At 62.9% G+C, this 13602-nt stretch carries 16 protein-coding genes; 10 read left to right on the plus strand and 6 right to left on the minus strand.

The annotated features are described in order from the left end of the window. Positions 1-142: 142 nt before the first annotated feature. The 4 genes from V7S54_RS17965 to V7S54_RS17980 form a co-directional block, all read right to left on the minus strand. Entirely contained in the window at positions 143-934 is a 792-nt protein-coding gene (locus V7S54_RS17965; protein WP_065376989.1) for a hypothetical protein, read from the minus strand. Positions 935-949: 15 nt separating this feature from the next. Continuing rightward, complete coding sequence (locus V7S54_RS17970) at positions 950-1219, minus strand: hypothetical protein (RefSeq protein ID WP_093232155.1); 270 nt, start codon at positions 1217-1219, stop codon at positions 950-952. Between the two features lie 158 nt (positions 1220-1377). Next, positions 1378-1830: a TIGR02301 family protein gene (locus tag V7S54_RS17975; RefSeq protein WP_065376988.1), complete on the minus strand. Its 453-nt coding sequence runs from the start codon at positions 1828-1830 to the stop codon at positions 1378-1380. Then, complete coding sequence (locus V7S54_RS17980) at positions 1827-2288, minus strand: NUDIX hydrolase (RefSeq protein WP_065376987.1); 462 nt, start codon at positions 2286-2288, stop codon at positions 1827-1829. Before V7S54_RS17980 ends, V7S54_RS17975 begins: the two co-directional genes overlap by 4 nt. 61 nt (positions 2289-2349) lie before the next feature. On the opposite strand from V7S54_RS17980, the gene V7S54_RS17985 reads away from it, so the two are divergent. After that, positions 2350-3123 carry an SOS response-associated peptidase gene (locus tag V7S54_RS17985; RefSeq protein WP_336408659.1) on the plus strand — a complete coding sequence of 258 codons (774 nt, stop codon included), beginning with the start codon at positions 2350-2352 and terminating at the stop codon, positions 3121-3123. Positions 3124-3126: 3 nt separating this feature from the next. Here the strand turns inward: V7S54_RS17985 and V7S54_RS17990 are convergent, their stop codons facing one another. Then, the gene (locus V7S54_RS17990) at positions 3127-3270 is read right to left on the minus strand and encodes a hypothetical protein (RefSeq protein WP_176707620.1); all 144 of its coding nucleotides are present in this window, start codon (positions 3268-3270) and stop codon (positions 3127-3129) included. A gap of 413 nt (positions 3271-3683) precedes the next feature. Here V7S54_RS17990 and cysS point away from each other — a divergent pair, with 413 nt between their 5' ends. The 8 genes from cysS (at position 3684) to rarD (ending at position 10799) form a co-directional block, all read left to right on the plus strand. Further along, positions 3684-5075, plus strand: a complete 1392-nt coding sequence (gene cysS, locus V7S54_RS17995; protein WP_065376985.1) for a cysteine--tRNA ligase — start codon at positions 3684-3686, stop codon at positions 5073-5075. Between the two features lie 107 nt (positions 5076-5182). Further along, entirely contained in the window at positions 5183-5563 is a 381-nt protein-coding gene (locus V7S54_RS18000; RefSeq protein WP_065376984.1) for a VOC family protein, read from the plus strand. Between the two features lie 12 nt (positions 5564-5575). Next, positions 5576-6067 (plus strand): GFA family protein, encoded by a 492-nt coding sequence (locus V7S54_RS18005; RefSeq protein WP_065376983.1) that lies wholly within the window; start codon positions 5576-5578, stop codon positions 6065-6067. Beyond that, on the plus strand, positions 6064-6540 hold the full coding sequence (locus V7S54_RS18010; protein ID WP_065376982.1) for a GFA family protein: 477 nt from the start codon (positions 6064-6066) through the stop codon (positions 6538-6540). The genes V7S54_RS18005 and V7S54_RS18010 overlap by 4 nt, the downstream gene beginning before the upstream one ends. Then, on the plus strand, positions 6513-7034 hold the full coding sequence (locus tag V7S54_RS18015; RefSeq protein ID WP_065376981.1) for a GFA family protein: 522 nt from the start codon (positions 6513-6515) through the stop codon (positions 7032-7034). The genes V7S54_RS18010 and V7S54_RS18015 overlap by 28 nt, the downstream gene beginning before the upstream one ends. Before the next feature lie 2 nt (positions 7035-7036). Then, the gene (gene pip / locus V7S54_RS18020; protein ID WP_065376980.1) at positions 7037-7999 is read left to right on the plus strand and encodes a prolyl aminopeptidase; all 963 of its coding nucleotides are present in this window, start codon (positions 7037-7039) and stop codon (positions 7997-7999) included. A gap of 34 nt (positions 8000-8033) precedes the next feature. Next, positions 8034-9650, plus strand: coding sequence for a citramalate synthase (gene cimA / locus V7S54_RS18025; protein ID WP_065376979.1), 1617 nt, complete (start codon positions 8034-8036; stop codon positions 9648-9650). 213 nt (positions 9651-9863) lie between these two features. Continuing rightward, a complete protein-coding gene (gene rarD / locus V7S54_RS18030) occupies positions 9864-10799 on the plus strand; it encodes an EamA family transporter RarD (RefSeq protein ID WP_065376978.1) in 936 nt (311 codons plus the stop codon). A 71-nt stretch (positions 10800-10870) separates the two neighbouring features. On the opposite strand, the gene V7S54_RS18035 is transcribed toward rarD, so the two are convergent. Beyond that, the gene (locus V7S54_RS18035) at positions 10871-11491 is read right to left on the minus strand and encodes a TIGR00730 family Rossman fold protein (protein ID WP_058320243.1); all 621 of its coding nucleotides are present in this window, start codon (positions 11489-11491) and stop codon (positions 10871-10873) included. A gap of 244 nt (positions 11492-11735) precedes the next feature. Between V7S54_RS18035 and V7S54_RS18040 the strand changes: the two genes are divergently transcribed. Then, positions 11736-13529 (plus strand): LysM peptidoglycan-binding domain-containing protein, encoded by a 1794-nt coding sequence (locus V7S54_RS18040; protein ID WP_336408660.1) that lies wholly within the window; start codon positions 11736-11738, stop codon positions 13527-13529. Positions 13530-13602: the final 73 nt, after the last annotated feature.

Consider the following 13602-nt stretch of genomic DNA (forward strand, 5'->3'; position numbering starts at 1 on the left):
CGTAGCGGTTTTGCGTCCGGAAATGCGTACAACAAACACCGATCACGTCGGCGATCCGGGTCGACTCGACCTGGTACCATCGTGATCTCTTGGCGAAGAGGTAGGATGTTCGGAGAGGATCGGCAAGCTCGGTCGCCGGCGGTCAGTCGCCGGCGATGAAGAATTTCCACTTTCCGTCCGGCATGATGCCGACGCGGTAGAAGTTGTAGCTGCCGAATTCTTCCATGTCGGCGAAATCGCCGGCCGTGACCAGGCGGAACAGGTCGACCTTCTCCGGTGCCGTCAGCGTCGAGAGCTTCTTTTCCGCGAAGTAGGGCCAGACATAGGCCTCCTGCGGCGTGCCCTTGTCCACCAGCACGAAACCGGTCGACAGCACGTCGAGCAGGATCGCCAGGATTTCGACACCCTCTTGATCGCCCGAAAGTCCCTTGAGAATCGCGACCGGATCTTCGTCGCCGGTGACGCCGGTGACCTGGGTTTGGGTCGGACCCTTGCCGAGCAGCGGACGCAGACGCTCGATATCACCGGAAGCAGCCGCTTCGACAATGAGCTCACGCATCCGGGCAACCGGCGCCGGTATCTTGGAAACGTCGGTCAGAACCTCGACGGGCCCGGCCGTCTCCGGCTCTTCGGCCGCGGGGACGTCTTCCTTGGTAGCCGTCGCTGACTTGTTGATCAGCGGATCGGGCATCGGAATTTCGAGCGGAAGCTTTTCTTCCTCGTCCGGCTCTTCCGCGACGGGTTCGGCCACAGGCGGTGCCGCCTTCTGGTCACCGGCAGCGGGCTGTTGGGCAGGAGCGGGCTGCTGCTCGCCCTGCAATTCGCTGAGAGCAAAGGCGGGGGAGAACGTTGCCGGGGCGGTCAAGGCGACACCGGCCAAAAGCAGCGTGGCGAGGCGAACCGGAATGGTCCGGTTTGCAAGATTCCGATACATCGGGCAGTCCTGATATTACTGAAGCGTGCGCTGGGGCGAGAATTCGCCGGCGAGGACGCGTTCGCGAAGCGAATTGAGCATCGCTTCCGCGCCGTCTTCGCCATGAAGCCGAACGGTTTCCCGCATGGCGAGCGCGATGGCCGCATCGGCGATGATTTCCGGCTCGATACCATCAGCCATGCCGTCCGCCCAGGCCTCGCTCTGGTGTTCCAGCGCAGCCTGCATTTTCTCGTGGACGATCATGTCATCGATGTCGGTCAGGCTTGGTTCCATCATTCGTTCCATGCGACTTCCATTGTGCAAGCGGTTCATTCTTTGGCCGTCCGGCTGAACTCCAACTGAACGGCTGTGACGGACTCGCCACTTCTTACCACTCTCTTAACAAACTTAGCAGCCTTTTCCCGAAACGACACGGGGTCGTGAGAAAAGAGGTTAATTTATTGCTAATTTCCAAAGCGGGCGACGATTTCTGACGCAAGTGTTGCGCCTTCGGCACGGTATCGCTGCTCGGCGACGATCGCCGGTCCCGTGCAGGTCGTATAAACAGAGGCAAAGGTGCGATACCCACGGTTGAAGGCGGCGGTCATTCTTTCGCGTCGTTTGATCTCGTCGGCCGTTTCCTTGTCGATCAGTTCCTGCATCGAACGACGCCAGACATCCTCCGGCTCCTTGACGCAAAGGTTCCTGAGATAGTGAACGGAACCGATGATTTCGGAAAGCCGGATCAACCTCTGGTCGTAGGGTGTGGGTTTCTCTTCCACGACGGCAGGAGCAGGGGCTGCAGCCTCGGTGGTTGCCGTCTCCTTTGCCGGCGTTTTTTGCGCCGCCGCACCGGTGGCGGCTGTCAGCGCGAGGCCGGCCAGGGCGAGCCGCGCAAGGATCGGGGCAGTGATCATGGCTTCACCAAGCCGGAATTGACGGCGGTTTCAAGGCCGCGGTCGGATTCCGTGTCGATCTCCGCAAGCCTTTCCACGCATTCGCGCACGCTGTCCGGGATCGGCAGGGCAAAGATTTCGGCCGGCGTGAACCAACCAAGACCGGCGGCGTCGTCGCTGGCAACGGCTACCGCGTCGCCACCCGCCTCGGCTCTGAAGACAGAAAGCAGGAAATGCCGTCCTTCCGATTCCTTGCCGGGCAGGTCGTAGGTTTCGAACAGCACGGGATTGCTGGCCTCTATGCCGGTCTCTTCCAACAACTCGCGAAGCGCAGTTTCAGCCGGCGTCTCTCCGGGCTCCGCTCGTCCACCGGGAAAGGCGTACATGTCGGCCGACGGCGGGTTGGCCCGCCTTACGAGCAGGTAGCGGCCGTCGCGTTCGAGAATGACGGAGGAGGCGAGTTCAGGCTTGGTCGACATCGGGGAATCAAATTGCCTCAGTAACGTTGACCCATCCTACGTGAAGTGCCACATCGATGTCATGTGCGGACGTTTTGCGCTGACGGCGACGCCGGAAGAATTGATGGAGCTATTTGCGCTGCTGGAAAGCGAGGACTTTCCGGCGCGCTTCAACATCGCACCGACGCAGCCGATCATGGTCGTCGTTGCCGGCGAGCGGGCGCAGCCCGGCAGCAATCTTCCGGAGCGCAAGGCGGTGCTCGTGCGCTGGGGGTTCATGCCCGGCTGGGTCAAGGACCCGCGTGACTTTCCGCTGCTGATCAATGCCCGCGCCGAATCGGCCATCGAAAAGGCCTCGTTCCGGGCGGCCATGCGACACCGGCGCGTGCTTGTGCCGGCATCTGGCTTCTACGAGTGGCGCCGGCCGCCGAAAGGCAGCCGCGAGCCGTCGCAAGCCTATTGGGTGCGCCCGCGCAAGGGCGGGATCGTTGCCTTCGCCGGCCTGATGGAGACCTGGTCGTCGGCCGATGGCTCGGAAGTCGACACCGCCGCCATCCTGACGACGGCGGCCAATGCCTCGATCCGGCAGATCCACGACCGTATGCCCGTCGTCATTCAGCCCGAGGATTTCGCCCGCTGGCTGGACTGCAAGACACAGGAGCCGCGCGAGGTTGTCGATCTCTTCGGCCCGGTGGCGGAAGATTACTTCGAGGCGATCCCCGTTTCCGACAAAGTCAACAAGGTTGCCAATGCCGGCCCTGACATTCAGGAGGCGGTGACGCCCAATGTCGCGCCGGACGCTCGACCCAAGAGCAAACCGGCCGAACTCGATAACGCACAGATGTCCCTGTTCTGAGGGTCAGGCGGGCCGCTTGGTGAGCTTGGTCGCAGGCTTCACCTTTGCCTGCAGCGCAGCGGCGAGTACGGCCTTCAGGCCGAGCGGGCGGTACTGTTCGACGAGATTTGCGGATTTGGCGACGTCTTTGGTCTTTGCGGCTTTCACTTGCACTCACTCCTTGATGCTTACCTGAACCGGATACATGCCGTTCTCGTCATTCAGCGCGAAAACGACGCTCCTCCCTGTTCTCCGGAGACAGGAACCGTGGTGCAGAACCAACTACACCGCGAATCTGTTTTCCGCGTGGCGCTCTCAGATAAGCCTAATCATGACAAATCCATGGCCGCCGTTTCCCTTTCGATAGCTTACTGTGCGTGCATGCGGCTGACCTCTTGACCGAGCACAGGCGACGCGCGATAAGTGAGCCTATGAAAACGGTTATCTGCATTATCTGCCGGAAGATTATTCGCTAGCGTCCCGCTGGCCTGGCCGTTTTCGTCTCCTAAAATCCAAGATGACAAACGCGCGGGCCGCCCGGGCGCCGTGTTTCGACGGTCGTATGCATATGGAGATTGGGAATGGGCGGAGCGCCGACATTGAAGCTGTACAACACGCTGACGCGGGAGAAGGTCGAGTTCCGGCCGATCGATCCCGACAACGTCCGCATGTATGTCTGCGGCCCGACGGTCTATGATTATGCCCATATCGGCAATGCCCGGCCGGTGATCGTCTTCGATGTGCTTTTCCGGCTGCTGCGCCACGTCTATGGCGCGGAGCACGTGACCTATGCGCGCAACATCACCGACGTCGACGACAAGATCAACGCGCGGGCGCTGCGCGACTATCCGACCCTGCCGCTCAATGAAGCGATCCGGCGGGTGACAGAGAAGACCGAAACGCAGTTTCTGGCGGACGCCAAATCGCTCGGCTGCCTCGATCCCGACGTGCAGCCGCGGGCGACCGACAACATCGCGCAGATGATCGAAATCATCGAAAAGCTGCTTGCCAAGGTGCATGCCTATCAGGCGGGCGGCGAGGTGCTGTTCGATACCAAGTCGATGGCCGACTACGGTCAGCTTTCAAAGCGCAACCTCGACGAACAGCAGGCCGGCGCCCGCATTGCCGTGGAAGTGCACAAGAAAAATCCCGGCGATTTCGTGCTGTGGAAGCTTTCGGCCGACAACGAGCCGGGCTGGGACAGTCCGTGGGGCAGGGGCCGTCCGGGCTGGCATATCGAGTGCTCGGCGATGAGCAGCCGTTATCTCGGCGAGGTCTTCGACATTCATGGCGGCGGGCTCGACCTCATCTTCCCGCACCATGAAAACGAGATCGCCCAGTCCCGTTGCGCCCACGGCACGCAAGTGATGGCGAATGTCTGGATGCACAACGGCTTCCTGCAGGTCGAAGGCCGCAAGATGTCGAAGTCCGAGGGCAACTTCGTCACCATCTACGAACTGCTGCACACGGAGAAGTTTGCCGGCCGCCAGTGGCCGGGCGACGTGCTGAGGCTTGCCATGCTGATGACGCATTACCGCGAACCGATCGATTTCTCGGTCAAGCGGCTGGAGGAGGCCGAGCACCTGCTTTCCAAGTGGCCGGTGCCGGGTGACGCAAAGGGCGAGGCCGATCCGGCGGTGGTTGCCGCACTTGCGGAGGACCTCAACACCGTTGCCGCCGTTCAGGCGCTCCATGCGCTCGCCCAGAAGGCGGCGGCCGATCCGAAGCTGCTCGGCACCTTCGCCGCCAGTGCTGCGCTGATCGGCGTTGTGCCTGAGGCGGTCGAACTCGACGAGGGCGTGGTACGCGACATCGACGGCCGCGTCCGCGCCCGCCTGGAACTGCTGAAGGCGAAGAATTTCGCCGAGGCCGACAAGATCCGCGACGATCTTCTCGCCCAGGGCATCCAGCTCAAGGATGGCAAGGATGCGGCAACCGGCGAGCGTGTGACGACCTGGGACATCAAACGGTGATCGCGAGCCCGGCGGCGAGCTTTGTCCGACCCCTTTGAGCGGGATCGGACAGGGCCTCCAGGAACGGCGGAAACGCGGAGAGCATGCGTGAAAGAGGAGTTCGTGCGATGATCGACCATACGGGCATTCCCGTCTCGGATTTCGACCGGGCGCGGTCATTCTACGACAAGGCCCTCGCTCCGCTCGGCGCCTCGCTGCTGATGATGGTGCCGGTTGAACATACCGGCGGCGTCAAGGTTGGCGGCTATGGCCGCGAACGGCCGGTCTTCTGGTTGCACGAAGCGGCGACCGGTCCGGGACGGCACTATGCGTTTTCGGCAAAAAGCCGCGCCGAAGTCGACGGCTTCTATGAAGCGGCAATGGCCGCCGGCGGGCGTGACAACGGCAAGCCCGGGCTTCGGCCGCACTATCACCCCGACTACTACGGGGCCTTCGTACTCGATCCCGACGGCAACAACATCGAAGCCGTCTGCCACGCGCCGGCTTGAGGAGGGGTTGCGATGAGTCTCGACAACAGGCCCTATTATACCGGAGGCTGTCAGTGCGGCGCGGTCCGCTTCCGCGTCGAGGGCAAGCTCGGTGACGCATCCGTCTGTCATTGCCGCATGTGCCAGAAGGCGAGCGGCAACTTCTATATGCCCTTGGTTTCCGTTCGCGGCGCGTATGTGACCTGGACGCGCGGCGAGCCGAAGCGCTTTCAGTCATCAAACGTCGCGCGACGCGGCTTCTGCGCCGATTGCGGCACCCCGCTGACCTACGAGGCACCGGATGGCATGGCGCTCGCCATCGCTGCCTTCGACGAACCGCAAGGCATCGTGCCCACCATCCAGTGGGGCATCGAGGGCAAGCTGCCCTATGTCGATCACGTGGCCGATCTGCCGGGCGTTCAGACGATGGAAGATCCGGACGCGATCGAATTCCTGACCAATCTCGTTTCCTATCAGCATCCCGACCACGACACCGAAACCTGGCCCCCGGAGGAAATACGATGAGCGAAAACGTTCGAACAGGCGGATGCCAGTGCGGCGCGGTCCGCTTCCGGATCCGGGGAGAACTTGGACGAGCGTCGATCTGCCATTGCCGCATGTGCCAGAAACAGTTCGGCTCGTTCTTCTCGGCGCTGGTGACGGCGCCGAAGGATGGCGTCGAATGGGTGCGGGATGAACCGAGCTACTTCCAGTCCTCGGTCAACATCGATCGCGGCTTCTGCCCGAAATGCGGCACGCCGATGACCTACCGGCACCCCGGCGGCCTTGAGATCGCGATCGGCACCTTTGACGATCGCACCGATCTCGCGCCGAAAATCCAGGTCAATCACGCGTCGCGGCTGCCCTGGGTCGATACTATCTTCGCGCAGCCGGTGCTGGAGGATCAGGACTTCTACGCGCGGCAGGAGAGCATCATCTCCTTCCAGCACCCGGACCACGAGACCGAGCAATGGCACCCTTCGGGGGCATTCCGGTGACCATCGCCCGCATCTATACCGGTGGATGCCAGTGTGGCGCCGTCCGCTACCGTGCCGAAGGCACGCTCGCGGATCCGCATATCTGTCATTGCCGCATGTGCCAGAAGGCGGCCGGCAACTATTTCATGCCGCTGGCGAATGTCGCGCGCGACAGTTTCGATATTACCCGCGGCCAGCCGTCCTGGTTCCGCTCGTCGCATCTGGTCCGACGCGGCTTCTGCAGCGACTGCGGCACGCCCCTGTTCTATGACATGCCGGATGCGGATTTCATCAACATCACGCTCGGTTCGCTCGACGATCCGGATGACGTGTTGCCCGTCTATCAGGCCGGCGTCGAGTCTCGCGTGCTGTGGTTTTCGCGCCTCGCCAAACTGCGCGAAAAAGAGACGGATGACGGCAGCGAGGTGTCTGCCACCCGCCATCTGATCATACTCGAAACGAACCGCCAGCACCCGGACTACGACACCGTGCACTGGCCGCTGACGAAAGACTGAAAATGACGACTGTATTGCGTACGCTCTACCCGGAAATCGAACCCTACGCGTCGGGCCACCTCGATGTCGGCGACGGTCACGTGATCTATTGGGAAAAGGTCGGCACGCCAGGTGCCAAGCCTGCCGTCTTCCTGCATGGCGGACCGGGCGGCACGATTTCTGCCAACCATCGTCGTCTGTTCGATCCGGCGCTCTATGATGTGACTTTGTTCGACCAGCGCGGCTGCGGCAAGTCGACGCCGCATGGGAAGATCGAGGCCAACACCACATGGCATCTCGTCGCCGACATCGAACGGCTGCGCGCCGAGGCAGGGGTCGCCAAGTGGCTGGTCTTCGGCGGTTCCTGGGGATCGACGCTGGCGCTCGCCTATGCCGAGAAGCACCCGGAGCGGATTTCGGAACTCGTGCTGCGCGGTATCTACACGCTGACGAAGGCCGAGCTCGACTGGTACTATCAATTCGGCGTCTCGGAAATGTTCCCGGACAAATGGGAGCGGTTCATCGCGCCCATTCCGCCATCCGAACGGCACGAGATGATGCACGCCTACCACCGCCGCCTGATGAGCGACGACAAGGCGGCCCGTCTTGCCGCCGCAAAGGCCTGGAGCATCTGGGAAGGCGAGACGATTACGCTGCTGCCGGAACTGTCGACGAGCGCACCTTTCGCGGACGACGAGTATGCCGACGCCTTCGCGCGCATCGAGAACCACTTCTTCGTCAATGCCGGCTGGATGGACGACGGCCAGTTGTTGCGGGATGCTCACCGGCTTCACGGTATTCCCGGCGTCATCATCCACGGGCGCTACGACATGCCGTGCCCCGCGAAATATGCCTGGCAGTTGCACAAGGCCTGGCCCGGGTCCGAGCTCCATCTGGTCGAGGGGGCCGGGCACGCCTATTCCGAGCCGGGCATTCTCGACCGTTTGATCCGGACCACGGACGCATACGCAGGCAAGACAGAGTAAGACCAGCAAGAACCGAGCATTTGGACGATTAGCCATGACCAGGGAACGCATCTACCTCTTCGACACGACGCTACGGGACGGGCAGCAGACGCCCGGCATCGACTTTTCGGTCGAGGACAAGATTGCGATTGCGGGTCTGCTCGACGCGTTCGGCATGGACTACATCGAGGGTGGCTATCCCGGCGCGAATCCGACCGACACCGAGTTCTTCACGCGCAAGCGCACGCAGAAGGCATCCTTCGTCGCCTTCGGCATGACCAAGCGCGCTGGCGTTTCGGCGTCCAATGATCCGGGCCTCGCGGCTCTGCTTGCCGCAAAGAGCGACGCCATTTGTCTGGTCGCCAAGAGCTGGGACTATCATGTCGAGGTCGCCCTCGGCTGCACCAACGAGGAAAATCTCGACAACATCCGCGCTTCGGTCGAGGCGGTGGTCGCCTCCGGTCGTGAGGCGATGGTCGACTGCGAGCATTTCTTCGATGGCTACAAGGCCAATCCGGCTTACGCGCTCGCCTGTGCGAAGACTGCTTTTGAAGCCGGCGCCCGCTGGGTCGTGCTCTGCGACACCAATGGCGGCACGCAGCCGCCGGAAGTGCGCGAGATCGTCACCGCTGTGATCGCGTCCGGCGTGCCCGGCGCCAATCTCGGCATTCACGCGCATAACGACACCGGCCAGGCGGTGGCGAATTCGCTGGCCGCAGTGGAAGCCGGCGTGCGCCAGATCCAGGGGACGCTGAACGGCATCGGCGAGCGCTGCGGCAACGCCAATCTCGTCACGCTGATCCCGACGCTGGCGCTGAAAGAAACCTATTCCAATCGCTTCGAAACGGCGATCGATGCCGATCGCCTGCAGGAACTGACGAAGCTCGCCCATTCTTTCGACGAGCTGTTGAACCGCTCGCCGGACCAGCAGGCGCCCTATGTCGGCGCATCGGCCTTTGCCACCAAAGCCGGCATCCATGCCTCGGCGCTGCTCAAGGATCCGCGCACCTATGAGCACGTCGCGCCGGAAAGCATCGGCAACCTGCGCAAGGTCATGGTCTCCGATCAGGGCGGCAAGGCCAATTTCATCAATGCGCTGAAGCGCCGCGGCATCGCTGTGAGCAAGGACGACCCGAAGCTCGACAAGCTGATCGCCATCGTCAAGGAGCGGGAAGCGACCGGCTATGCCTATGAGGGGGCGGATGCGAGCTTCGCGCTGCTGGCGAGCCGCATCCTCGGCACGGTTCCGGACTTCTTCCACGTCGAAAGCTTCCGCGTCATGGTCGAGCGTCGCTTCGATGCCAACGGCCATCTGAAGACCGTGTCGGAAGCGGTGGTGAAGGTGGTGGTCGACGGCGAGACGATGATGTCGGTCGCTGAAGGCCACGGGCCGGTCAACGCGCTCGACCTCGCGCTGCGCAAGGATCTCGGCAAGTACCAGTCGGAAATCGAAGATCTCGAACTGGCGGACTATAAGGTCCGTATCCTCAACGGCGGCACCGAGGCGATCACGCGCGTGCTGATCGAGTCGACCGACGGAACCGGCGCGCGCTGGTGGACGGTGGGTGTCTCCGACAACATCATCGACGCCTCCTTCCAGGCGCTGATGGACAGCATCATCTTCAAGCTGCTGAAGAACCGCGACCATGCCGGACTGATTGCCGCCGAATGACGTCGGCGACAAGGTAGGGCAGGCTCCGCTGCGGTGGGATGATGAGCAAAACTCACCATCTCTTCACGGAAATGAATTGGTGCATTCCTGGGCGTTGGAGTAGGACGCACCTGTGGGAGTTTGCGCCGGCTGGTAAGCCGTGCCTTCCCTTACGACTGGAGAGCGTCGCTTCGCCACTATGGTCCTCCGGCAAACACACCAGGAAAAGATGTTATGGCTGAGCCAAAAGCACCCGCCGAAAATACCGATTCCGCGAGAGGCTTTGCCTTTGCGCTGACCGCCTATCTGCTTTGGGGCTTTCTGCCCTTCTTCATGAAGGCCGTCGCGCACATTCCGGCGCCGGAAGTGGTGGCGCACCGGATCGTGTGGTCGGTGCCGCTCGCGGGTCTGGTTCTGCTTTGGCTCGGTCGTACCGATGACATCAAGGTCGCGCTGCGCTCGCCGCGCATGCTGCGCATGGCGGCGCTGACCGCGGTGCTGATCACCATCAACTGGGGCATCTATGTCTGGGCGATCGGCGCCGGCCGGGCAATCGAGACGGCGCTCGGCTACTATATCAACCCGCTGTTTTCGATCTTCCTCGGCGCGGTGCTGTTGAAGGAAAAGCCGAACCCGGCGCAGATGGTTGCGATCGCGCTTGCGGCATCGGCCGTCGCCGTGCTCGCGTTTGATGCCGGCGGCCTGCCGTGGGTGTCGATCGGCCTTTGCCTGTCCTGGGGCTTCTATGCTTTCTTCCGCAAGACGCTGCCGGTCGGTCCGAACCAGGGCTTCTTCCTGGAGGTGCTGCTGCTCAGCGTTCCGGCGATCGGCTACATCATCTGGCTCGAGGCCACCGGGCAGGGGCATTTCGGCGACATTGGCACGGCCGATGTTCTCTGGCTGATGTCGTGCGGTGTCGTCACCGCCATTCCATTGATGATCTATGCCAACGGCGCCAAGCTGCTGCGGCTGTCGACCATCGGCATCATGCAGTACATCGCTCCGACGATGATCTTCCTGATCGCCGTTTTCGTCTTCCACGAGCCCTTCGGCACAGCGAAGCTCATTGCCTTCGGCCTGATCTGGGCGGCGCTGGTGATCTACTCCGGCGCCATGCTGGCTGAAACCCGTGCGCGCCGCGCAGCATTGCAGGCAAGCCCGGCCGAGTAACGCAAGCGAATGGGACAAAAATGAAAAAGGCGCGCCGGTGAGCGCGCCTTTTTGTTGTCCGGGATCAAAGATCAAAGCCGGGAAATGATCTCAGCCTCGCCCTCGCGCCCGTTGCCACCACTGGCGGCAGCAAGAATGGTCGGGACGATGTCGACCGCATCATTGACGACGAGCGGCTGCACAAGGTGCGCCGTGTGTACGAAACCCTCCTCGCGCATGTGCTGCAGCAGGTCCAGCATCGGTCGCCAGAAATTGTTGATGTTGCCGAAGACCATCGGCTTGCGGTGACGACCAAGCTGCGCCCAGGTCATGATCTCGACGATCTCTTCCAGAGTGCCGATGCCGCCTGGCAACGCCACGAAAGCGTCGGCCCGTTCGAACATCGTGTGCTTGCGCTCGTGCATGTCGGCAGTGACGATCAGCTCGTTCAGCTGGCCAAGCGAATGGCGGGTGGCTTCCTTGTCCATTAGGAACTCCGGGATGATCCCGGTGACTTCGCCGCCGTTGGAAAGGACGCCGCTGGCGACGGCTCCCATGATGCCGCGCGTGCCGCCGCCATAGACGAGGCGAAGGCCGTGATCGGCAATCGAGCGGCCAAGTGCGCGGCCGGCTTCCATGTAGGCGTTGTCGCGTCCCGGCTGTGAACCGCAATAGACGCAGATGGATCGAATCGTGCTGTTCTCGGTGCTCATCCCCCCAAAAAACATTGCAGCGCAGCATGGGTCAAGAAAAATGAGGGGAAAGCCGGCTTTCTGAGGGTTGCGGCGTCGTCGACTGCTTGTATGCGGAATCGCGAATCGCTAGCAATTTCAGGGATTGATTGAAGAAATCGGACGAGTTGCTCGCTGTTGCGCTATAATGACTAGTGCAAGCCCGCACCGCAGGCCGATGAGAGGGCATGCGCGGAGCGTTGCTCCGCTCCGTGTGGAGAGTGGCATGATCAAAAATAAGGCCGGCTGGGTGGCCATTACTGTCCTCGTGGCAGCGACAGCGTTGATGGTATTCGTGGTGCAACCGAACCTGCGTGGTGACGGCAAGAAGCCGGCGGACGAACCGGCCGCAGGCAACGCGAGCCAATCAAACGAGACTGCTGCTGCCACCGGTGGCCCGCAGGCGACCGAAGGAGCCGCGAAGCCGCTGGACACCAAGGCCGGTGAGGCCGCCGGTACGGCGGCTCAGGCCGAACAGACAGCCAATGCTGCGCCGACGAACGCACCCGCCGACAATCCGGACGTGCCCGGGTTCGATGTGCTGCGCGTGGAGCCTGACGGATCGACCGTGATCGCTGGGCACGCGCAGCCCGGTTCGAAGCTCGAGATCCTGAGCGGCGACACCGTTGTCGGTACCGCCGACGTCGGCGCGACGGGTGACTTTGCCGCAGTCTTCGACAAGCCTCTGCCGGCCGGCGACTATCAGTTGACGCTGCGCAGCACCGGTGAAGACGGCTCGGTGAAGAGTTCCGAGGAAGTTGCGACCGTTTCGGTTCCCAAGGACCCCTCCGGGCAACTGCTCGCCATGGTTTCGAAGCCAGGTGAAGCAAGCCGACTGATCGCGACGCCGGAAGCTGCCAAGGCCGAAAGCGAGCAGGGGACCGACAACAAGCCGGCTGAGGTCGCATCGACGACGCAGACGCCGCTGGCGACCGGCGACGCGTCCTCGGCCCCGGCAAAGGCGGCCGGCGTTCCCGGCTTGCAGGTGAGTGCCGTCGAGATCGAGGGGAGCAAGATGTTCGTCGCGGGCAGCGCCAGGCCGCGTGCGCTGGTGCGCGTCTATGCGGATGACAAGCTGCTCGGAGAAATGAAGGCCGACGACAAGGGCAATTTCGTCGTCGACGGCGAGATCGAGTTGAGCGTGGGCAGCCACATCATCCGCGCCGATATGCTGAACGAGGATGGCACCAAGGTCGCCATGCGCGCTTCGGTTCCCTTCGACCGCCCCGCAGGCTCGCAGGTCGCCGCCGTGGCGCCGTCGGGTACGCCTTCGGCGACAGCCGGTCTTGATGGCGTACGCGCCGAGGCAGGAAAGGCGCTGGCTCTGCTGAAGGGACTCTATGCCAACGGCAAGGTCCCGACAGGCGAGCAGCTCGCCGCGGCGCGTTCCGCAACGGAAATCGCTCTGAAGTCGCTGGCCGACTTCCGGCTCGCCGACAGTTCCGATCAGGCGCTGGCAGCGGCCTCGGCACGGGCCTCCAAGGCGGCAGCCGATGCGCTGGCAGCCTTGAAGGCCGCGCCGCAGGATGCGCCGAGCGTTGCTTCGGCGCTTGCCAAGGTCGACGCGAGCGTCGGTCCGGTTCTGGCCGAGCGCGGCAGCGCGACGCCGGCGTCGGACGCGCGGGCCCAGCCGAAGGGCAATGCCCCGGCCCAGGGTGAGCTGGCGAAGGCGATGGGTGCAGGCAGCGCAGTGGCGAGCGACGCCACGACGACGCCGGCGCCAAGCACTGAAACCGCCGCGGCTGCTCCCCAGCAGGAAGAGCCTCAGACGGTGCAGCAGGAGCCGCTCAAGGAGAGCAAGTCCTCCGTGATCATTCGTCGCGGCGACACGCTGTGGCAGATTTCGCGTCGCGTCTACGGCGCCGGCTTGCGCTACACCACGATCTACCTGGCCAACCAGGACCAGATCGAAGACCCGGACCGCATTCGCCCGGGACAGATTTTCGGCGTGCCGGATAAGGCGTTGCCGGATGATGAATCGCGCGAGATTCACAGAAAGCACATGAAACACGAGCAATAGACGGTCGATCGCCCGCCAACAACATTGCGGCGGCGGCGATGGATGCCTATCTCTCGATCAAGGGCGGCGCCTT

This window comes from Ensifer sp. CCNWLY38 (assembly GCF_037120565.1).
GTDB lineage: Bacteria > Pseudomonadota > Alphaproteobacteria > Rhizobiales > Rhizobiaceae > Ensifer > Ensifer adhaerens_H.

Coding starts and splice junctions, on each gene's coding strand:
- V7S54_RS17985 (WP_336408659.1), top strand. CDS start 2,350: ATGTGCGGACGTTTTGCGCTGACGGCGACGCCGGAAGAATTGATGGAG.
- V7S54_RS18035 (WP_058320243.1), bottom strand. CDS start 11,491: ATGAGCACCGAGAACAGCACGATTCGATCCATCTGCGTCTATTGCGGT.
- V7S54_RS18040 (WP_336408660.1), top strand. CDS start 11,736: ATGATCAAAAATAAGGCCGGCTGGGTGGCCATTACTGTCCTCGTGGCA.
- cysS (WP_065376985.1), top strand. CDS start 3,684: ATGGGCGGAGCGCCGACATTGAAGCTGTACAACACGCTGACGCGGGAG.
- V7S54_RS17975 (WP_065376988.1), bottom strand. CDS start 1,830: ATGATCACTGCCCCGATCCTTGCGCGGCTCGCCCTGGCCGGCCTCGCG.
- V7S54_RS18015 (WP_065376981.1), top strand. CDS start 6,513: ATGGCACCCTTCGGGGGCATTCCGGTGACCATCGCCCGCATCTATACC.
- V7S54_RS17980 (WP_065376987.1), bottom strand. CDS start 2,288: ATGTCGACCAAGCCTGAACTCGCCTCCTCCGTCATTCTCGAACGCGAC.
- cimA (WP_065376979.1), top strand. CDS start 8,034: ATGACCAGGGAACGCATCTACCTCTTCGACACGACGCTACGGGACGGG.
- V7S54_RS18005 (WP_065376983.1), top strand. CDS start 5,576: ATGAGTCTCGACAACAGGCCCTATTATACCGGAGGCTGTCAGTGCGGC.
- pip (WP_065376980.1), top strand. CDS start 7,037: ATGACGACTGTATTGCGTACGCTCTACCCGGAAATCGAACCCTACGCG.
- V7S54_RS18000 (WP_065376984.1), top strand. CDS start 5,183: ATGATCGACCATACGGGCATTCCCGTCTCGGATTTCGACCGGGCGCGG.
- V7S54_RS18010 (WP_065376982.1), top strand. CDS start 6,064: ATGAGCGAAAACGTTCGAACAGGCGGATGCCAGTGCGGCGCGGTCCGC.
- rarD (WP_065376978.1), top strand. CDS start 9,864: ATGGCTGAGCCAAAAGCACCCGCCGAAAATACCGATTCCGCGAGAGGC.
- V7S54_RS17965 (WP_065376989.1), bottom strand. CDS start 934: ATGTATCGGAATCTTGCAAACCGGACCATTCCGGTTCGCCTCGCCACG.
- V7S54_RS17970 (WP_093232155.1), bottom strand. CDS start 1,219: ATGGAACGAATGATGGAACCAAGCCTGACCGACATCGATGACATGATC.